Raw genomic sequence first — 18,616 nt, forward strand, 5'->3', positions numbered from 1 at the left:
GCCGTGACGCAGGTGCGGTGTCGCCGGCTTTCGGTGGTCGAGTAGCCGTGACGGAGGAGCGGCGTATCGAGACTCAGCGAGCCGCGCGTCGTCCACCCGGTGGCCGAGGCGCGGCGGGCAGGTCCGACCCGCCGGTGTCGCGGGGTGGGGGAGGGGCGGTGATGCCCAGTCCGCGGAGCAGCCGGGCGATGAGCATCAGCCCGATGAACAGGCAGGCGACCGCACCGGCGGAGGCCAGGGCGAGGAACAGCCAGGCCCGGTCGTCGCCGGACCGCGCGGTCGAGCCGAAGTCGATCGCGGCGTAGACGAGGTAGCCCCAGGCGACCACCGCGAGGGTGACCGCGACCGCGAGCAGGAAGAGCCGTGGGCGGAAGGTCCGGGTCGGGCGCGCCGCCCGCCTGGAGCCTGCACGCTTTCCCTCACCCGACACGGCGGTCATTGTGTCTCACCCGTCCCAACCGCGGGGGCAGACCTGCCCAACTGCCTCCACTACAGTTGTCGTGTGGACGATCTCGCGGGGGCGAGCGACCAGAAGGGTCCGGACGTCGAGGTCGACGCGGTTGCCCGCTGGGTGCTGAGGAGCGTGCTGGCCCGCCCGGGCGTGGCGCGGGTGGCGATGGCGTTGGTCGAGGGTGCCGGGCGCCGGCTACGGTTCACCTCCAGCGACCGGCTCGGGGACGACGGAGTTCCGGACTGGTGCCTGGTGGACGCCTACGACGACGTCCCCCTCACTTCGGTGGTGCGGACCGGCGAGCCGCTGCTGGCGGCGGTCGGCGACCTCGACGCCCGCTACGCCGACTTCGCCCGGCGTCAGGCCGAGGACAGAGTCGCCGCCGTCGCCGTCCTGCCGATACCCGGCGGCAGTGGGTGCCTCGGCGGCCTCGTGGTCTACTTCGCGCAGGCCCCGGCGTTCGACCCCGGGCAGGTCGAGGTGCTGACGGCGACGGCGCAGGAGGTGGCGGTGCGACTCGAGCCCCGACAGACCCCGCAGGACTCGGATCCGCCCTCGGTCACGGAGCCCGATGGAGCGTTGGTTGCCTCCACCGTCGTCGACGGCGACCCCCGGGCGGCACGCACGGCTCGTCAGTTCCTCCGGCGCGAGCTGGCGGCCTGGGAGGTCGGCAACGAGCTCTCCGACGTCGCCGTGCTGTGTGTCTCGGAGCTGGTCACCAACGCCGTGATGCACACCGGGACCCCCTCGGAGCTGCGAGTCACCCTGGACGGCCCCACCCTCACCCTGCTCGTGCGCGACCAGGGCCGGGCGCAGGCCCTCCCGAGTCCGGACGGTGACCCGGACCCGCTGCGGGTCCACGGTCGCGGTCTGCAACTGGTCGACGCGCTCGCGCACCGGTGGGGTACCGAGCACGACGAGTCCGGCACGACCGTCTGGGTCGAGCTGGACCGCAGCGCCACCGGCTGACCCCCGCGGGGTACCGACCGGGCATGGAGGTGCTCCCTGACATCGTCGCGCGGGAACCCGTGGTCGTGTTCTGCGGCCTGGCGGGAGCCGAGTCGGCCAGGAGTCGTGACCACTACTACGAGTCGCCCGGCAACAGCTTCTGGGAGTCGCTGCACCTGAGCGGGCTCTCGTCGCGACGGTTGCGCCCTGACGAGGACGAGGTCGTGGCCGATCTCGGACTCGGTCTCACCGACCTGGTGGGCCACTGGGACCCGCGCTGGGTGGAGATCGACGACCTGGTCGCGAAGGTCGAGAGGTGGCGCCCCGACTGGTTGGCCTTCACCAGCAAGGGGGTGGCCCAGGAGGCGGCCCGTGCCCTCGGTCGGCGAGGGAGGATCTCGCTCGGCGTGCAGGACTGGTACGTCGGACCTGCGCAGGTATTCGTGCTGCCCGGGACCAGCGGCGCCAACCAGCGACGGGATTACGACGGTCGTCCGAACCGACTGTCGTGGTGGCGCGACCTCGCCGGGCTGACCCGGGACGTGGCCGACTGAGGGCGCGCGTCTCCGTCTCTCGCAGCGGTCCGCTGACCCCATCGGGTGGGCCAGAAATGACCGATCGGTCTGTTTGAGGAGGAAAGCCTCCACAACGGGCATGACGGGGGTCACGCTGGGGCAACTCGGAACTTGCGACATCCCTCGTGAGGATCGTCCGGCCGTTGGGACACGGCGGCCGGCCCCCGGACTAGGAGACCTCCCCATGCCCATCATCGTGAAGAGGCTGCTGACGCTCGTCGCCGGCCTCGCGCTCGCTCTCGGCGTTGCCACCGCACTTCCGGCCGCGCCGGCCTCCGCCGCCACCCCGTGCTCGGCGGTCGACCAGCAGTACGGCAAGACCCAGGTGCGCTACTCGGCCGCCCGCACCAACAAGAAGAAGGCGGTCAAGAAGGTCCGCAAGGCCAAGCGGGTCCACGCCAAGCGACACACCAAGGCCTCGAAGCGGAAGCTCGTCCACGCCCGCAAGGTGAACCGTCGCGCGACCAAGAAGCTGCGCGCTGCGCAGATCCGCAACAGCAACGCGCGCGCTGCGGCCGTCCGCTGCCACAACGACAACAGTGGGACCACCACGCCCCCGCCGGGCGCCCCCCAGCAGCTCCAGGGGCTGCTGCAGCAGCTCGGCAACCTCGGCCTCGACCCGGCCCAGCTGCAGGCCGTCGTCGACCAGATCGTCGCGGCCCTGGCCGGCGGCGACCTGTCGCCCGAGGACCTCGCGGCCCTGCTGCAGCCGGTCGTCGACGCCCTCGCCGAGGCCGGCCTGCCGGCCGACCAGGTCTCCGCGGCCCTCGCGCAGGTGCTGGGTGCGCTCGCCGGTGGGAACCTGCCGAGCGACCCGACCGGACTGCTCAACCTGGTGATCGACGCCCTGCAGGACGGCCTGGCCGGCACGCCGCTCGCCGACCTGAACCCGATCCTGCAGCAGGTGCAGGACGTCTTGGACGACGTGCTCGGTGGTCTTCTCGGCGGCGGCGGACTCCCGCTGCCGATCCCGTGACCGACTGAGCCCCGCTCCCTCTGACGACGGCCCCGCCGCCACCCGAATCCGGGTGGCGGCGGGGCCGTTCGGCGTCTCCGGCGAGCCGCTGACCTGGACTTTTACCGGGGCCGCCTGGCGACACGCCGACGCGCTTGCGCCTCGTCGCGAGCAGGCGTACGGTTCACCACATCTAGTACTTACACCGCTGTAGTTATCCACATCTAGTGCACAGTCAGATGCGGAAGACTCACAGTCCGGTGCTTGTTCTGAACATGTGGGGGGCTTGTTCTCCACAGAGATCCCCCCGATATCCACAACCTCGCACCCCTGCCGGGGGTGCGCTTGGCGCGCCCGGAAGGAGACACCCTGATGCACTGCCCCTACTGCCGTGGCACCGACACCCGGGTCCTCGACTCCCGGGTCGCCGACGACGGCGGATCGATCCGACGTCGGCGCACCTGCTCGGGATGTGCCAAGCGGTTCACGACCGTCGAGCTGATGCAGCTGACGGTCCTCAAGCGCTCGGGCGCCACGGAGCCCTTCACCCGCGACAAGGCGATCTCCGGCGTCCGGAAGGCCTGCAAGGGCCGCCCGGTCACCGAGGACCAGCTCGCCTGTCTCGGTCAGGCCGTCGAGGACGCGCTGCGTCTCTCGGGGGCCGCCGAGATCCCCGCCAACGAGGTGGGCCTCGCCATCCTGGGCCCGCTCCGCGAGCTCGACGAGGTGGCCTACCTGCGTTTCGCGAGCGTCTACCGGGCCTTCGAGTCCGCCGACGACTTCGAGGACGAGATCGCCATGCTGCGTGCCGAGCGCACGCCGGTGGTCGTCCCGGAGCCCCCGCAGCCCGTCACCACGGGCTGACCACGATCCGCCCGGCACGTAGTGGGGAAGCTGCGTGCCGGGCGCACCACCTCTGAAGCACCCCACCAGCACGACCGCACGACCGACAGACAGAAATGTCGGTGGCCTCGACGACCATCGACTGCAACGACGTACGAGTACTCACGGGACCAAGGAGATGGCATGACGGAGACGGTCAGCGGCGCAGCGACGGGCGCGTCCGCGAAGGGGAAGGGCCTGACCCTGGAGCGGGTGTTCAGCACCCCGGGCGTGCACCCCTACGACGAGATCGCCTGGGAGCGTCGCGACGTCGTCCAGACCAACTGGAAGACCGGCGAGACCGTCTTCGAGCAGCGCGGCGTGGAGTACCCCGACTTCTGGTCGGTCAACGCCTCGACGATCGTCACGACGAAGTACTTCCGCGGCGCCGTCGGCACCGACGCCCGCGAGTGGAGCCTCAAGCAGCTCGTCGACCGGGTCGTGAAGACCTACACCAAGGCCGGCATCGAGAACGGCTACTTCGCCGCCGACGTCGACGCCGAGGTCTTCGAGCACGAGCTCACCTGGCTGCTGGTCCACCAGTACTTCTCGTTCAACAGCCCCGTCTGGTTCAACGTCGGCACCGAGTCGCCGCAGCAGGTCTCCGCCTGCTTCATCCTCGCGGTCGACGACTCGATGGACTCCATCCTGAACTGGTACAAGGAGGAGGGCTTCATCTTCAAGGGCGGCTCCGGTGCCGGCCTCAACATCTCCCGGATCCGCTCCTCCAAGGAGCTGCTCCGCTCCTCCGGCGGCACCGCCTCCGGCCCGGTCTCCTTCATGCGCGGCGCCGACGCCTCCGCCGGCACCATCAAGTCCGGTGGCGCCACCCGTCGCGCGGCCAAGATGGTCGTCCTCGACGTCGACCACCCCGACATCGTGGAGTTCGTCGAGACCAAGGCGCGCGAGGAGGACAAGATCCGCGCGCTGCGCGACGCCGGGTTCGACATGGACCTCGGCGGGGCCGACATCACCTCCGTGCAGTACCAGAACGCCAACAACTCGGTCCGGGTCAGCGACGAGTTCATGCGCGCCGTCGAGGACGGCACCGACTTCGGCCTGCGTGCCCGCACCACCGGCGAGATCATCGAGCGCGTCGACGCCCGTGACCTGTTCCGCAAGATCTCCGAGGCCGCGTGGGAGTGCGCCGACCCGGGTCTGCAGTACGACGACACGATCAACGACTGGCACACCAACCCCGAGACGGGCCGGATCACCGCGTCCAACCCCTGCTCGGAGTACATGTCGCTCGACAACTCCTCGTGCAACCTGGCGTCGCTGAACCTGCTGAAGTTCCTCAAGGACGACGACACCTTCGACGGCGAGCTCTTCGCGAAGGCCGTGGAGTTCATCATCACCGCGATGGACATCTCCATCTGCTTCGCCGACTTCCCGACCGAGGCGATCGGCCAGACCACGGTCGACTACCGCCAGCTCGGCATCGGTTACGCCAACCTGGGCGCGCTGCTCATGGCCATGGGCCTGGGCTACGACTCCGAGGGTGGCCGCGCGATGGCCGCGACCATCACCTCGCTGATGACCGGCACGTCCTACAAGCGCTCGGCCGAGCTCGCCGGGATCGTCGGCCCGTACGCCGGCTACGCCCGCAACGCCGAGGCCCACCAGCGGGTCATGCGCAAGCACCAGGCGGCCAACGACACCGTCCGCACGCTCTCGATCGCCGACAGCCAGGTCCACAAGCTCGCCACCCAGGCCTGGGCCGCCGTGATCAAGACCGGCCAGAAGAACGGCTTCCGCAACGCGCAGGCCTCGGTGCTCGCGCCGACCGGCACCATCGGCTTCATGATGGACTGCGACACCACCGGCATCGAGCCCGACTTCTCGCTGGTCAAGTTCAAGAAGCTCGTCGGCGGCGGCTCGATGCAGATCGTCAACCAGACGATCCCGCGGGCGCTGAAGAAGCTCGGCTACGTCGAGGAGCAGGTCGAGGCGATCGTCGCCTACATCGCCGAGCACGGCCACGTGATCGACGCCCCCGGCCTGCGTCAGGAGCACTACGAGGTCTTCGACACCGCGATGGGTGCCCGCTCGCTGAAGCCGATGGGCCACGTCCGGATGATGGCTGCCGCGCAGCCGTTCCTCTCCGGCGCGATCAGCAAGACGGTCAACCTGCCGGAGTCGGCCACGGTCGAGGAGATCGAGGACGTCTACCTGCAGTCGTGGAAGCTGGGCCTCAAGGCCACCGCGATCTACCGCGACAACTGCAAGGTCGGCCAGCCGATGTCGTCCGGCAAGGGCGAGAACAAGGGCACCGACTCGAACGTCGCCGCCGCGGCCCCGGCCGAGGTCGAGACCAAGGTGATCGAGAAGGTCGTCTACGCCCCCACCCGCAAGCGGCTCCCGAAGTCCCGCGTCTCGCGCACCACGTCCTTCACGGTCGGCGGCGCCGAGGGCTACCTCACCTCGGGCGCTCACGACGACGGCCAGCTCGGCGAGGTCTTCCTCAAGCTCGGCAAGCAGGGCTCGACCCTGGCCGGCGTGATGGACGCGTTCTCGATCGCGGTCAGCATCGGCCTCCAGTACGGCGTGCCGCTGGAGACCTACGTCTCGAAGTTCACCAACCTGCGCTTCGAGCCCGCCGGTCTCACCGACGACCCCGACGTGCGCATGTCGCAGTCCCTCATGGACTACGTCTGGCGTCGTCTGGCCCTCGACTACATGCCGTTCGACCAGCGTGCGGCCCTCGGCATCTTCTCGGCCGAGGAGCGCCAGCGTCACCTCGAGACCGGCTCCTACGAGCTCGTCGAGGAGACCGGCGGCGCCGCGGAGCTGATCGAGGAGGCCCCGGCCGCCAAGACGACCCCGGTCGTCGAGGTCGAGATCACCGACGCCCCGGTCGACGCGACCGAGACCCCGGCGGCGGCCAAGCCGGCTCCCAAGGAGGCGCACACCACCGCCGAGCTGCTCGAGCAGCTCAGCGGCACGGCCGTCGACTCCCCGCTCTGCTTCACCTGCGGCACCAAGATGCGCCCCGCCGGCTCCTGCTACGTCTGCGAGGGCTGCGGCAGCACCTCCGGCTGCAGCTGACCTGAGCCAGCCGTCCGACGGCCCCGACACCCGTGAGGGTGCCGGGGCCGTCGGCGTTTGGTGGGCGCCTCGGCGGCGGCTCCGGACGTCATGCGAAGAGAGCGCTCAGAGGCTCGCTTCGCATGACGTCCGAAGGTGGGAGGGACTCAGGGCTCGAGAGCGGTGGCTGACAGCCGGTCCCGCAGCCACGAGGTCGTGCCAGGACGCAGGCCCTTCGCCTTCGGCAGTCCCGCCAGTGGAGCCACGGTGAGCGCGGCGCCCTCGGGCAGGGCCCACTTCAGGGCGTGGTAGACCCGCGACAGCGTGTCGTCGCTGTCGACGAAGGCCAGGTGGTCGGACGCGACGCGGACCTCGACCCACGGCCCGGGGAGGTCCCGGGCCGGGTCGAGGTCCGCGAGGTCGGCGGACGTCCAGAGGACGTACACGTCAGGCGATGGTGGCCTTGCCCTCGGCCTCGACCTTGTCGTCGTGCAGCAGGTCGCCCGCGGCGTCCACCGGGACGTAGGAGACGTCGAAGGTGATGGGGGAGCCGGGCTGGTGCTCGAAGTTCTCGCCGTACGAGAAGGTCTCGCCGGTGCCGAAGGTGTAGACGCCGGCGTCGCTGTAGCCGTCGGGGGCCAGGCCGAAGTCGTTGATGCCCTGGGCCGCGTAGAGGTCGTCGCCGGTCAGGCCGTCCATGCCCTGCATGTAGGGCCAGTCGTCGTAGCGCGGGGAGATGTCGACCAGGCTGGAGCCGAGGTCGATCGGGGCGCCGTTGTTGGTGATCACGTAGTTGACGAAGACGAGCTCGTCGCCGACCTCGATCAACGGCTTGTTGGTGTCGGGGTCGACGAAGGAGCCGGTGTCGTCGGCCTTGGCCGTGCCGACCTGGTAGACGGCGACCGACACCTCGCCGACCTCGATGGTGGTGAGCAGGTCGCCCTTCTCGACGGGCGGCAGCGCCCAGGCGGGGTTGCCGCCCGTCCCGGCGGCCGGGGCCGCGGCCGCGTCGTCCGACGCGCTGGCCGACTCGCTCGGCTCGACCTCCTCAGCCTCCGGGGTCTCCTCGGCGGGCGCGCTCGACGACGTGTCCGACGCCGTGTCGTCCGAGCCGCCGGGGTCGCCGTCGGAGCAGGCCGACAGGGACAGGACGGCGACGGTGGCGAGGCCGCCGAGGAGAGAGCGGGACCGGCGGGAGAGCGGAGTCATGGGTGTCCTTCGCAAGGTAAAGAAATGGGCTGGCGGGCGGGTTCCTTCCCATCGGGACGCCCTCGGCAAACCGATCGCCCGGCCCGCGCTCCTCAGGTCCGGCTCTGCCCCGCCGATGGTCCTCCCCTACACGGATCCACGGATGGAGCAGTGTCATGGCACGGACGCCATCGGACGACGACGCGCGCGCCCAGCGCGCCCGCACCCAGAGGCTGGGGCAGGGCCTCGCCCGGTGGGAGCGCACCTCCGTGGGCGTCCGGGTCACGACCGACGCGCTGGCGTCGCTGCCGGCGTCCCGCTGGACGGTGCTGCAGGGCCTGCGCTGGCCCGAGGGGCTCCGGGGGAGCGCGGACCACGTCGTCGTGGGCCGCAGCGGGATCTACGTGGTCGACACCAAGAACTGGTCGGGTCCGGTACGGGTCAAGGGCGGGATGCTGATCCAGGCCGGCCAGGTCCGCGGCGTGGGCGGTGCGGTCGACGCGGCCGGGCACGTCGCCGCTCTCCTCGACCGTCGTACGGCGGGCTGCGTGCACCCGGTCGTCTGCGTGGCCCGTGACGAGCCGATCGTGGGGGTGGTCGACGACGTCTTCGTCTGCTCGACGTGGAACGTGCGCGAGCTGCTGCAGTCGCGGCCGCGGGTGCTGTCTCGGCGCCGGGCCCGGGCGGTGGTCCGGGAGCTGCGGGCCGGGCTGCGGCCGAGCCGGGTCGGGACGCGCGCCGGCGGGAGCCGGTCCGCACGGGCCGGATCGGGCGGCGACAGCGTCGTCAAGGACATGCTGAGGGCCGGTGCGCTGCTGGCCGTGTTCGCCGTCGTGGTGAGCAATCCGGACGTCGTGACCGAGCCCGCGACCTGGCTCGGGGAACGACTGGCCGACCTCGGAGGGTGACCAGGCTCACCCCGAGCGGGCTTTGGGCTTCTCCGAAGTCGTGTGCGACGGTGGACAAAACCTCGACCACGGACCACCCACGGTCGAGGTCACGAAACAGCCTGGACCGCGCCGAGGCCCGTCACGTCGCCAGGTGGACACCGACATCAGGAAGCAGAGACGGGCACGGGGGACCCAAGCAGTACGCCCGCAAGGGCTGGGGGTGAAGCCGAGCAGCGCTCGGCCGGGCACGGCGTCCGAATCCGACAGGTCATCCTTCGCAGGCGATCGCCGAGGAAACACCCTTGAACCACGCCTCCGACGGCGCGCTCGTGCGCGCCCGCATCCTTCGCGGCACCGCTACCGGTGCCCTCGCGTTCGCCCTCGCTCTGGGCGTCAGCCCTCTCGCCCCGACCGCCACGGCGGACGCCGCGGTCGGCAAGCGCCACGAGGGCCGTCAGGTCGAGCAGATGAACGCCAAGCCGCTCCCGCCCCGCGGTGAGCGGGTCCTCAAGGTCGCCCGCGACCAGGCCGGGGACCCCTACTCCTGGGGTGGCACCGGGCCGAGCCGCTTCGACTGCTCCGGCCTGACCAAGTACGTCTACAAGAAGGCGCTGGGCAAGAACCTGCCCCGCACGAGCAGCGCCCAGGTCGGCGCGACCAAGCGGATCAAGCGCGCGGACGCCCGCAAGGGCGACCTGGTCTTCTTCCACGACGGTGGCGGGGTCTACCACGTCGCGATCTACGCCGGGAAGAACCAGGTCTGGCACGCCCCCGGCTCCGGCCAGAGCGTCACCAAGGCCACGATCTGGACCGGCTCGGTCTTCTTCGGCCGGGTCCGCTGACGTCGGCCCACCCCGTCGTACGACGACGCCCGCACCCCGATCGGGGTGCGGGCGTCGTCGTACCTGGACGAGGTCAGCGCCGGACGCGGACCTGCTTGCTGACCTTCGCGCCGGGGGCGGTCAGCGTGACGCGGGCCTTCTTCGGCTTGCCGCGCACGGCCTTCAGCCCGGCCTTCGTCAGCCGCAGCTGCACCGTCTTCTGCTTGCCCGGCTTCACGGCGTAGCGGACCTTCTTGGTCCACGCCTTGCCGCGCTTCGGGTGCTGGAGCAGCGCGGTGCCGCGGCAGGTCCGGCCGCCCTTCGGGCAGGCCACGCGCACCGGCACCCGACCCTTGCGGGCGACGATCGGCTTGCGGCTGGCCTTCACCTTGCCGAGCGGGGCAGCGATCTTGAACACCGAGCCCCGGCCGGGGTCGACGTTGGTCCGCTGCAGGTGGCGTCGCGCGATCTGGACGATGCTGTTGCTCTTCTCGTCGGTGAACCACACGTCGCCGGCCCTGGAGAAGGTGAGGTACTCCGGCTCGTAGTTGCCGACCTTGACCAGGGCTCCGCGCCCGCGGGCGTCCACGTGTCCGATCGCGTGGTCGCGGCCCACGCTGGTGAACCACATCTTCCTGTCGGGACCGTAGGTGAGGCTCTTCGGTGCCGTCTTGTCGCCGGTGTCGATGATCCGCGTGGCGCCGCTGCGGTGGTCGATCCACCCGACGTCGCCCTCGTCGGCCGAGGTGAACCAGGTCGCCGTGTCGTAGCGCGCGAACCAGACCGAGCCGTTCGGTCCGGCGGCCAGGGAGTAGGGGTCGGCGAGCCCATCGGGCAGCGGGTACGTCGTCCCGGCGGACGCGTTCGCGTTGCTGCGGATCAGGGTGTCGTCGGCCTGGCACCACATGGCGCCGTCGCGGCCGTAGGCGATCGCGCCGTCGCAGGGCGGCGCGTTCTGCAGCCAGACCGCCTGGCCGTTGACGATCCGGGCCAGACCGTCGTCGTCGTAGGACATGGTGATCCAGGGGACCTGGCCGGGGCCGATCGCCACCTGCTTGCCGTACGGGTAGGAGCCCAATGAGTAGTTGCCGGTCACCTGGTTGGTGCTCGGCCGGAAGGAGAAGGCCCTCCGGCCGTGGTCCCAGATGATCCAGACCGTCCCGTCCGCCGCCACGGCGAGGTCGGGCACGCCGCCGCCGATGTCGTCACGGTCCTCGATGGTGTACTCGGTGATCCGCCCCGCGGGCGTGATGCGCCCGATCTTGTTCGCGTCCTCCATCGTGAACCACATGTCCCCGTTGGGGGCCGTCCGGATCCGGCCCAGGCCGGCCGTGCTGGTGGGGACCGGGAAGCGGCGTACGACGCCCGCCGCGGTCCGCTCCAGCGTCGGCGTCGCCGGGTGCGTGGTCCAGGTGAGGGTGGGGAGGTCCGGTTCGGGCTCCTCCGCCGCGCTGGTGGCCGGAGTCGCGGCCAGTTGGGCGGCGAGCAGGACGGCCGCCACGCCGCCGGTGATGAGCAGGCGTCCGGCACGTCTGGTGCGCCGGTACGCCGAGGTCGCCCGAGTGTCCATCTGCGGTTCCTTCGAGTCGTCGAGTCGTCAGGAGGGGTCTTGCCGCGGGGGCGGTGTCCGCAAACCCGTCGCGGTCCCACACTCCGGGTGCGCCTGACGACTTCGTGGTCGCCCGCAACCCGGACCCCGACTCGACGCTTCCCTACCTGCTGCGCGTCCCCCTCGGGGACGGCGTCATCCTCCAGGCCCGGGAGACCTGGCCGCGGACGGCCAAGGTCTACTGCCATCGGGTCGAGGACTGGCCGGGGGACGCCGAGGTCGTCGAGCGGGTCGCGGTCCGCAGCTGTGTGCGGCGCGGAGCCGCCATCGACCTGGTGCTCGACCGGAGCCGGGAGAACCGCAGCCAGCTGGTGCTGACCCGCACCCGCGGGCGGGAGACGATCTTCTGGCAGAACGCGCGCACGTCGAAGAAGGCCCGGCCGGCGGTCGCGACGCCAACCGCCCGCGCGTCCGCCGTCGTGAGCTGGAGATCCACGTCGACGACCGGGAGCGGTACGGCTACCGCTTCGCGCGCCAGCAGGTCGTCGTACGGCGCAGCCGGCTGGCCGCCGGCGACTACGCCGTCCTCGGGGAGGAGGGGCTCCTCGCGACCGTCGAGCGCAAGAGCCTGGCCGACCTGGTCGCGAGCCTGACCTCGGGCCGGCTCGGGTTCCAGCTGGCCGAGCTGGCGGCGGTGCCGCGAGCGGCGGTGGTCGTGGAGGACCGCTACTCCGCGGTGTTCAAGCTGGACCGGGTGCGGCCGGCGCTCGTCGCGGACGGGCTGGCCGAGTGCCAGGTCCGCTGGCCGAGCGTGCCGGTGATCTTCGCCGAGACCCGTCAGCTCGCGGAGGAGTGGACCTACCGCTTCCTCGCCGCTCCGCCCAGCCCGGCGGAGGTGCGGGTGTGGGCCCAGCGGGAGGGGCACGTGGTCTCGGACCGTGGCCGGGTGCCGGGGCGGCTGGTCGAGGCCTTCCTGCGGGCCCGGTCCGGGGATACCTAGGAGAAAACTCAACGTTTCCTCAAGGCTTCCGCAAGATCGCCAATTCGGCTTCTCAGTGGGCGATTCCGCGGCCTAGAGTTCTACTCGACCCCGCTGGTGACCCGAGACGCCAGCGGGGTCACTTACATTTCCGGGCCGTCCAGGCCGGGGAGCCCGCTGAGATCCGGTGGCACGTCCACCGCGTGGTCGCGGAGCACGTCGAGGGGCACGATCTCCAGGGCCCGCTGGTTCGTCGCGGCCAGGACCACCGGGGTCGCGGCGCCCGCCTCGTAGGACTGCCGCCAGCGCGCCGCGACCACGCACCACGGGTCGCCCGGGTGCAGGCCGGCGAACCCGTACTCCGGCCGGGGCGTCGTCAGGTCGTTGCCGACCGACGCCTGGTGGTCGAGGAACTCGCGGGTCACGATGGCGCAGATCGCGTGCAGGCCGACGTCGTCGGGCCCGCAGGAGCAGCTCCCGTCGCGGTAGAAGCCGGTCAGCGGCTCGGTGCCGCACGGCTCCAGCTCACCGCCGAGGACGTTGCGCTCGGTCACGGAGCGAGGATAGGGGTACCGGACCACTCCTGACCTCGCTCGGAAGGCCACCCGATGAAGTGCACCCGCCTGCTCGCCGCCTCCGTCGCCGGCGCCGCCGCCCTCACCGTCCTGGCGGGTACGCCGGCCGCCGTCGCCAAGCCGCCGACCGAGCGGGTGGTGGTCGACCCGGTGGACGCGGGGGCGTCGTACGACATCCTGAGGACGACGCTGGTCTCGGCCGCGGAGCCCGGCGCGAAGGCCAAGGTCGTGGTCAGCCACGACCGGCGGGTCCGCTCGGGCGACGGGATCGACCTGTGGTTCGACCTCGACGGGGACCGTGCGCCCGACGTCTACCTCACCGGTCTGGCCTACTCCGAGTACGCCGTCTTCCGCGCCCGGTCGTTCAAGCGGCACGGCAAGGACATCAGCGCCAAGGGCTGCTTCTCGCTGACCATGCGCAAGCGGCACGCGATCGTGCGCTTCGACCCCGACTGCCTGGGGGCGTCGCGGGTCTTCGCGGTGACCGCCCGGTCCTTCCGACACGGTGACCCGGCGAGCGCCGCCGACTGGGCGCCCGGCACCGAGCGGCTGAGTCGGCGGGTGCGCTCCTACGCCTCCTGAGTCACACGCCGGCCGGGGGTTCTCCCCAGGCAGGTCGTGCGGACGCACGGGCTGTCCGCTCGGCACGGCATGATCGGGGGATGCCCGACACCGTCCCGCTGCTGCGCCTGCTCGACGACGCGATGCTGGGCCTGTCGTTCGACGCCGGGACCCTCGCGCGAGCGCAGGCCTACGTCGCCGAGGGCCGCGTCGACTGGGTCGACGTCGTCAGCCCCGGTCGCGACCAGGTCGTGCTGGCCGGCGAGGTCCAGGGCGGCGAGCCCGATCCGTACGACGTGTCGGTCACCCTGGTCCGCTCGGCCCGCACCGTGCTGGTGCGCGGGCGCTGCACCTGCTTCGTCGGTCGCTCGTGCAAGCACGCCGCCGCGGTGCTGATCGCCGGCCAGGCGGAGAGCGCGGCCGGCGGCGAGGACTCCGACTGGGGCAGCCGGCTGGACGCGGTCCTCGACGAGCTGGGCCGCTCAGTGCCGGCCGAGGAGCTCAAGCCGCTCGCCCTCGAGGTGGGCCTCGACCGGCCCGAGGCGACCGGCGACCGTCGACGGGCGCCGTCGTGGCAGGTGCGGGCGATGCGCCCGACGGTGCGGGTCAACCCGCTCACGACCGGCCGCCGCGGGACCTGGATCCGTCGCGGCATCGGCTGGGACGACCTGCCGCGGGCGGCGTACTCCCACAGCCACGACCCGGCCCAGCTCGCGGCGATGTCCGAGCTCGCCGCGGCCCGACGCTCGCCCCACTACTACCGCGGCGAGACGCCGCTCGACGACCTCGGCTCGGGCGTGTGGTCGATGCTGTCGCGGGCCCGCGAGGCGGGCGTCGAGCTGCTCGGCGCGGCCGACGTACCCTCCGTGCGGCTGCTCGACGGACCGCTCTCCCTGCGGGTCGAGGTGCGCGGCGACGACACCGGCGACGGGACCGCGCGGGTCGAGGTGGGGGTCGAGCACGAGGGCCGCTGGTGGTCCGGCGACGACCTGCTCGTGGTCGGCCGGCAGGGCCACGGGGTCGCCCTGGTCGACCCGGTGAGCTCCGCGCTGGTGCTCGCGCCGCTCGACCGGATCGTCCCCGAGACGGTGCGGCAGCTCGTGGAGTCGCCCGACCCGATCCGGATCCCGGCCGGCCAGGGCGAGCAGTTCGTGCGCGACTACCTGCCCCGGCTGCGCCGCCACCTCGCGGTGGCCTCCAGCGACGGGGCGGTGGCGCTGCCCGAGGAGCTCCCCCCGGCGCTCGTGCTGACCGTGGGCTGGCGCGGCCCCGGGGTCGCCGACGTGGCCTGGACCTGGCGCTACCGCACCGGCGACGACGTCCAGGACGTCGACCTCGGCGGCACCCGCGGCGACGTAGGACGGCCCGAGCGGGAGCAGGCCCACCTGGAGCGGCTGGCGCTCGGCGCGACCGGCGACCGGCTGCTGCGCGACGGGTCCGGGGCGCTGCGGCCGCGCCACGAGCTGCGCGGCGACCGGCTGCTGACCCTGGTCGGCGAGGTGCTGCCGACGCTGCGCGAGGACCCGCTGGTCGAGGTCGAGGAGGTCGGGGTGCAGCCCGACTACCGACCCGCCGTGGCCGAGCCCGAGATCCGGTTCGAGCTGACGGCCGAGGACGACGCGGCCGGCCCGGTCGACTGGCTCGACCTGCGGGTGGTCGTCGACGTCGACGGCGAGGAGGTCCCGCTGGCCTACGTCCTCGAGGCGCTCACCCAGGACCAGGAGCAGGTGTTCCTGCCCAGCGGCCGCTACCTGCCCGCCGACCACCCGGCGCTGGCCCGGCTCGCCGATGCGGTCCGGGCCGCGGCCGAGCTGACCGAGCAGGACGACGACGGCACCCTGCGGGTCGGCCGTCACGACCTCGGCCTGTGGGGCGAGCTCGCCGAGATCGGCCTGGTCGACCAGCAGGCCGCCCGCTGGGTCGCCGCCGCCCAGCAGCTCAGCGGGCTCGCCGCGCTGCCGGAGGTCGACCCGGTCGGGATCGACAGCGAGCTGCGCGACTACCAGCTCGACGGCTTCCGATGGCTGGCCTTCCTCCACGACGCCGGGCTCGGCGGGATCCTGGCCGACGACATGGGGCTCGGCAAGACCCTGCAGGCGCTGGCGCTGATCACGCACGCCCGTGCGCAGGGCACCGGACCGTTCCTCGTCGTGGCGCCGACGAGCGTGGTGCCGGGCTGGGTGCGCGAGGCGGCCCAGCACGCGCCGGGCCTCGTGGTCCGGTCGATCGGTGCGGGCCGGAGTCGGCGGGGGAGCAGCCTGGCCGAGGTGGCGCGCGGCGCCGACGTCGTCGTGACGTCGTACACGCTGCTGCGGCTGGAGGCCGACGAGTACGTCGCCCTGCCATGGGGCGGGCTGGTGCTCGACGAGGCCCAGCAGGTCAAGAACCACCAGGGCAAGACCTACCAGGCGGTCCGCCGGATCGACGCGCCGTTCCGGCTGGCCCTCACCGGCACCCCGTTCGAGAACCGGCTGATGGAGCTGTGGTCCCTGCTGTCCATCGTGGCGCCCGGGCTCTACCCCTGGCCGCGCAAGTTCGCCGAGCTGGTGGCCAACCCGGTCGAGAAGCAGGGCGACGAGCGGGCGCTGGCCCGGTTCCGCACCCGGATCCGGCCGTTCCTGCTGCGCCGCACCAAGGAGCTGGTGGCCGCCGACCTGCCGCCCAAGCAGGAGCAGGTGCTCGACGTGGCGCTCGGCCCCAAGCACCGACGGGTCTACGACACCCACCTGCAGCGCGAGCGCCAGCACATCCTCGGCCTGATCGGCGACTTCGACAGCAACCGGGTGGCGATCTTCCGCTCGCTGACCAAGCTGCGCCAGCTCAGCCTCGACGCCGCGCTGGTCGACGACGAGCACGAGGGCATCGGGTCGGCCAAGATCGACGTGCTGGTCGACCACCTCCGCGAGCTCGCGGCGGAGGGGCACCGGGCGCTGGTCTTCAGCCAGTTCACCAGCTTCCTGGCCCGCGTACGCCGGCGCCTGGACGCCGAGGGCATCGGCCACGCCTACCTCGACGGTCGCACCCGCGACCGCGACGCGGCGATCGGGGAGTTCCGCCACGGCGACGCCCCGGCGTTCCTGATCAGCCTGAAGGCCGGCGGGGTCGGCCTGACCCTCACCGAGGCCAGCTACGTCTTCGTCCTCGACCCCTGGTGGAACCCCGCAGCCGAGGCGCAGGCCGTCGACCGGGCCCACCGGATCGGCCAGCACCAGCCGGTGATGGTCTACCGGCTGGTCGCCACCGACACCATCGAGGAGAAGGTGATGGAACTGAAGGCCCGCAAGGCCGCGCTCTTCGCCCAGGTCGTCGACGGCGACGGGGCGATGGCGACCGCCGTCACCGCCGACGACGTACGAGCGCTGCTGGGGGACTGAGCCCGGGCTGAGCCGACTCGGCTCAGGCGGCGGAGGGGACGACGTACCAGGCGGTGGTGTCGGCCGAGTCCTCCTGGGTGCCGCTGTCGGTGCCGTCGTCGGTGCTGCTGCCGGGCTGGCCCTGCTGACCCTGGCCAGGGAGCTGCCCGTCCTGGCCGTTCTGACCCGGCATCCCCGGCATCTGTCCGTCCCGGCCGGGACCGCCGCCACCCGGGAAGTCCGGACGCTGGCCGCGGTCGGGGAAGCCGCCGTCGTCGTCCGCGGTGGCCCGGCCCAGGAAGAAGCCGCCCAGGCCGACGCCGACCAGGACCACGACGGCCGCGGCGGCGAGCCAGGCGGTGCGGGGCACCCGGCGCAGCGGGTTCGGGCGCTTCGGGGCGGTGGCCGCCGGCGGGTACGGCGGCGGCGGGGGTGGTGCGTCCGCGACCGCCGTGGCGCCCGCGGCGGGCTGCTGGGCGGCGAGCGGACCGGTCTCGTCCTGGGGGCGCTGGTCGCCCGGCTGGTGCTGGTTCATGGACCCGACTGTCCGCCCGTGGGCTGGCAGGGACTTCGGTCCGACCTGTGCCATCGCTGTGAACGAACCGGGTCCGAGACTTCACATCCCGGTCACCATCGGCCCCGTCGGACCAGGCACAGTAGGGCCATGACGAGCGTGATCGACCGCCGGCCGGGGGGCCTGACTCCTGCGGAGGTGGAGCTGCTGGGGCAGGAGCTCGACGCGATCCGCCAGGCCGTCCTCGACGACCGGGGGGCGCGGGACGCGGCGTACATCCGGCGGGTGATCCGGGTGCAGCGCACACTCGAGATCGGTGGCCGTGCGGTGCTGCTCCTCGGCCGGAACAAGGGCGCCTGGGTGGTCGGGACGACGGCGCTGAGCCTGGCCAAGATCCTCGACAACATGGAGATCGGCCACAACGTCCTGCACGGGCAGTGGGACTGGATGCGCGACCCCAGGATCCACTCGTCGACCTGGGAGTGGGACCACGCCTCGCCGCCGAAGCAGTGGCAGCGCGCGCACAACCAGGTGCACCACACCTACACGAACATCATCGGGATGGACAACGACCTCGGCTACGGCATCATGCGCGTCGACGAGGCCCAGGAGTGGAGGCCGCGCTACCTGGTCCAGCCGCTCTGGAACGCCGTCACCGCGTGCATCTTCGAGTGGGGCATCGCGATGTACGACCTCGACCTCGGCGACCACATCCGCGGTGGCCGGAAGCTGTCGCCGGAGAAGCGGGCCGAGGCGCTGGTGACCCTGCGCCGGGCGCTGCGCCAGGCCGCCAAGGACTTCGTGGTCTGGCCGGCCCTCTCCGGCCCCGGCTGGCGCGCGACCCTGGCCGCCGACGCCACCGCCGTCCTGGTCCGCAACGTGTGGAGCCACTCGGTGATCATGTGCGGGCACTTCCCGGAGGGTGTCGAGGCGTTCGAGCTGCCCGAGCTCGACGAGGACGAGAGCCGCGGCGAGTGGTACGTCCGCCAGATGCTCGGCTCGGCCAACATCGCCGGCCCGCCGACCCTGCACCTGCTGACCGGCAACCTCTCCCACCAGATCGAGCACCACCTGTTCCCCGACCTCCCCAGCAACCGGTACGGCGAGATCGCGCCCCGGGTGCGCGAGGTCTTCGACAAGTTCGACCTGGCCTACTGCTCGCGCCCGCTGGTCCGGCAGGTCGCCAGCGCCTGGCACAAGGTGGTCCGACTGTCCCTGCCCAACGGCTGGCTCGCCGAGACCCGCCCGCGCAACCTGCTGCCTCAGCTGCGCAAGCTGACCGCCCGGCCGGCGTAGGCCGAGCGGCTTCACCCGCCCGCCACCGGCTGCTCACGCCCTCGCCACCCGG

General features: G+C 72.1%; 17 protein-coding genes. 11 read left to right on the plus strand and 6 right to left on the minus strand.

Annotated features, from left to right (window positions below):
* Window positions 1-73: 73 nt before the first annotated feature.
* Entirely contained in the window at window positions 74-430 is a 357-nt protein-coding gene (locus tag BLT76_RS21185) for a hypothetical protein (RefSeq protein WP_139175754.1), read from the minus strand.
* 72 nt (window positions 431-502) lie between these two features.
* On the opposite strand from BLT76_RS21185, the gene BLT76_RS21190 reads away from it, so the two are divergent.
* From BLT76_RS21190 to BLT76_RS21210, 5 genes are all read left to right on the plus strand, one after another.
* Complete coding sequence (locus BLT76_RS21190) at window positions 503-1,420, plus strand: ATP-binding protein (RefSeq protein ID WP_090860301.1); 918 nt, start codon at window positions 503-505, stop codon at window positions 1,418-1,420.
* 23 nt (window positions 1,421-1,443) lie between these two features.
* A complete protein-coding gene (locus BLT76_RS21195) occupies window positions 1,444-1,953 on the plus strand; it encodes a mismatch-specific DNA-glycosylase (RefSeq protein WP_090860302.1) in 510 nt (169 codons plus the stop codon).
* Between the two features lie 205 nt (window positions 1,954-2,158).
* Complete coding sequence (locus tag BLT76_RS21200; protein WP_090860303.1) at window positions 2,159-2,950, plus strand: hypothetical protein; 792 nt, start codon at window positions 2,159-2,161, stop codon at window positions 2,948-2,950.
* A 351-nt stretch (window positions 2,951-3,301) separates the two neighbouring features.
* Window positions 3,302-3,793, plus strand: coding sequence for a transcriptional regulator NrdR (gene nrdR, locus BLT76_RS21205; RefSeq protein WP_090860304.1), 492 nt, complete (start codon window positions 3,302-3,304; stop codon window positions 3,791-3,793).
* Window positions 3,794-3,955: 162 nt separating this feature from the next.
* Window positions 3,956-6,859 carry a vitamin B12-dependent ribonucleotide reductase gene (locus BLT76_RS21210; RefSeq protein ID WP_090860305.1) on the plus strand — a complete coding sequence of 968 codons (2,904 nt, stop codon included), beginning with the start codon at window positions 3,956-3,958 and terminating at the stop codon, window positions 6,857-6,859.
* A 146-nt stretch (window positions 6,860-7,005) separates the two neighbouring features.
* Here the strand turns inward: BLT76_RS21210 and BLT76_RS25925 are convergent, their stop codons facing one another.
* Window positions 7,006-7,284: a hypothetical protein gene (locus BLT76_RS25925; protein WP_090860306.1), complete on the minus strand. Its 279-nt coding sequence runs from the start codon at window positions 7,282-7,284 to the stop codon at window positions 7,006-7,008.
* Window position 7,285: 1 nt separating this feature from the next.
* The gene (locus BLT76_RS21220) at window positions 7,286-8,047 is read right to left on the minus strand and encodes a hypothetical protein (protein WP_090860307.1); all 762 of its coding nucleotides are present in this window, start codon (window positions 8,045-8,047) and stop codon (window positions 7,286-7,288) included.
* Window positions 8,048-8,202: 155 nt separating this feature from the next.
* Between BLT76_RS21220 and BLT76_RS21225 the strand changes: the two genes are divergently transcribed.
* The gene (locus BLT76_RS21225; RefSeq protein WP_090860308.1) at window positions 8,203-8,934 is read left to right on the plus strand and encodes a nuclease-related domain-containing protein; all 732 of its coding nucleotides are present in this window, start codon (window positions 8,203-8,205) and stop codon (window positions 8,932-8,934) included.
* Between the two features lie 284 nt (window positions 8,935-9,218).
* Window positions 9,219-9,758 (plus strand): C40 family peptidase, encoded by a 540-nt coding sequence (locus BLT76_RS21230; protein WP_090860309.1) that lies wholly within the window; start codon window positions 9,219-9,221, stop codon window positions 9,756-9,758.
* A 73-nt stretch (window positions 9,759-9,831) separates the two neighbouring features.
* Here BLT76_RS21230 and BLT76_RS21235 read toward each other — a convergent pair whose 3' ends face one another.
* On the minus strand, window positions 9,832-11,307 hold the full coding sequence (locus tag BLT76_RS21235) for a Vgb family protein (RefSeq protein ID WP_090860310.1): 1,476 nt from the start codon (window positions 11,305-11,307) through the stop codon (window positions 9,832-9,834).
* Between the two features lie 469 nt (window positions 11,308-11,776).
* Between BLT76_RS21235 and BLT76_RS21240 the strand changes: the two genes are divergently transcribed.
* The gene (locus tag BLT76_RS21240; RefSeq protein ID WP_244509513.1) at window positions 11,777-12,286 is read left to right on the plus strand and encodes an ERCC4 domain-containing protein; all 510 of its coding nucleotides are present in this window, start codon (window positions 11,777-11,779) and stop codon (window positions 12,284-12,286) included.
* A 122-nt stretch (window positions 12,287-12,408) separates the two neighbouring features.
* Here the strand turns inward: BLT76_RS21240 and BLT76_RS21245 are convergent, their stop codons facing one another.
* Complete coding sequence (locus BLT76_RS21245) at window positions 12,409-12,819, minus strand: DUF2237 family protein (RefSeq protein ID WP_090860311.1); 411 nt, start codon at window positions 12,817-12,819, stop codon at window positions 12,409-12,411.
* Window positions 12,820-12,873: 54 nt separating this feature from the next.
* On the opposite strand from BLT76_RS21245, the gene BLT76_RS21250 reads away from it, so the two are divergent.
* Window positions 12,874-13,422: a hypothetical protein gene (locus BLT76_RS21250; protein WP_090860312.1), complete on the plus strand. Its 549-nt coding sequence runs from the start codon at window positions 12,874-12,876 to the stop codon at window positions 13,420-13,422.
* A gap of 80 nt (window positions 13,423-13,502) precedes the next feature.
* Window positions 13,503-16,775 carry a DEAD/DEAH box helicase gene (locus BLT76_RS21255; RefSeq protein ID WP_090860313.1) on the plus strand — a complete coding sequence of 1,091 codons (3,273 nt, stop codon included), beginning with the start codon at window positions 13,503-13,505 and terminating at the stop codon, window positions 16,773-16,775.
* Between the two features lie 22 nt (window positions 16,776-16,797).
* On the opposite strand, the gene BLT76_RS21260 is transcribed toward BLT76_RS21255, so the two are convergent.
* The gene (locus tag BLT76_RS21260) at window positions 16,798-17,289 is read right to left on the minus strand and encodes a hypothetical protein (RefSeq protein ID WP_090860314.1); all 492 of its coding nucleotides are present in this window, start codon (window positions 17,287-17,289) and stop codon (window positions 16,798-16,800) included.
* 129 nt (window positions 17,290-17,418) lie between these two features.
* Between BLT76_RS21260 and BLT76_RS21265 the strand changes: the two genes are divergently transcribed.
* Window positions 17,419-18,564, plus strand: a complete 1,146-nt coding sequence (locus BLT76_RS21265) for a fatty acid desaturase family protein (RefSeq protein ID WP_090860315.1) — start codon at window positions 17,419-17,421, stop codon at window positions 18,562-18,564.
* Window positions 18,565-18,616 lie beyond the last annotated feature (52 nt).

The sequence above is a fragment of the Nocardioides lianchengensis genome (genome assembly GCF_900101465.1).
GTDB lineage: Bacteria > Actinomycetota > Actinomycetes > Propionibacteriales > Nocardioidaceae > Nocardioides > Nocardioides lianchengensis.

Coding starts and splice junctions, on each gene's coding strand:
- BLT76_RS21195 (WP_090860302.1), top strand. CDS start 1,444: ATGGAGGTGCTCCCTGACATCGTCGCGCGGGAACCCGTGGTCGTGTTC.
- BLT76_RS21200 (WP_090860303.1), top strand. CDS start 2,159: ATGCCCATCATCGTGAAGAGGCTGCTGACGCTCGTCGCCGGCCTCGCG.
- nrdR (WP_090860304.1), top strand. CDS start 3,302: ATGCACTGCCCCTACTGCCGTGGCACCGACACCCGGGTCCTCGACTCC.
- BLT76_RS21210 (WP_090860305.1), top strand. CDS start 3,956: ATGACGGAGACGGTCAGCGGCGCAGCGACGGGCGCGTCCGCGAAGGGG.
- BLT76_RS21220 (WP_090860307.1), bottom strand. CDS start 8,047: ATGACTCCGCTCTCCCGCCGGTCCCGCTCTCTCCTCGGCGGCCTCGCC.
- BLT76_RS21225 (WP_090860308.1), top strand. CDS start 8,203: ATGGCACGGACGCCATCGGACGACGACGCGCGCGCCCAGCGCGCCCGC.
- BLT76_RS21235 (WP_090860310.1), bottom strand. CDS start 11,307: ATGGACACTCGGGCGACCTCGGCGTACCGGCGCACCAGACGTGCCGGA.
- BLT76_RS21250 (WP_090860312.1), top strand. CDS start 12,874: ATGAAGTGCACCCGCCTGCTCGCCGCCTCCGTCGCCGGCGCCGCCGCC.
- BLT76_RS21255 (WP_090860313.1), top strand. CDS start 13,503: ATGCCCGACACCGTCCCGCTGCTGCGCCTGCTCGACGACGCGATGCTG.
- BLT76_RS21260 (WP_090860314.1), bottom strand. CDS start 17,289: ATGAACCAGCACCAGCCGGGCGACCAGCGCCCCCAGGACGAGACCGGT.
- BLT76_RS21265 (WP_090860315.1), top strand. CDS start 17,419: ATGACGAGCGTGATCGACCGCCGGCCGGGGGGCCTGACTCCTGCGGAG.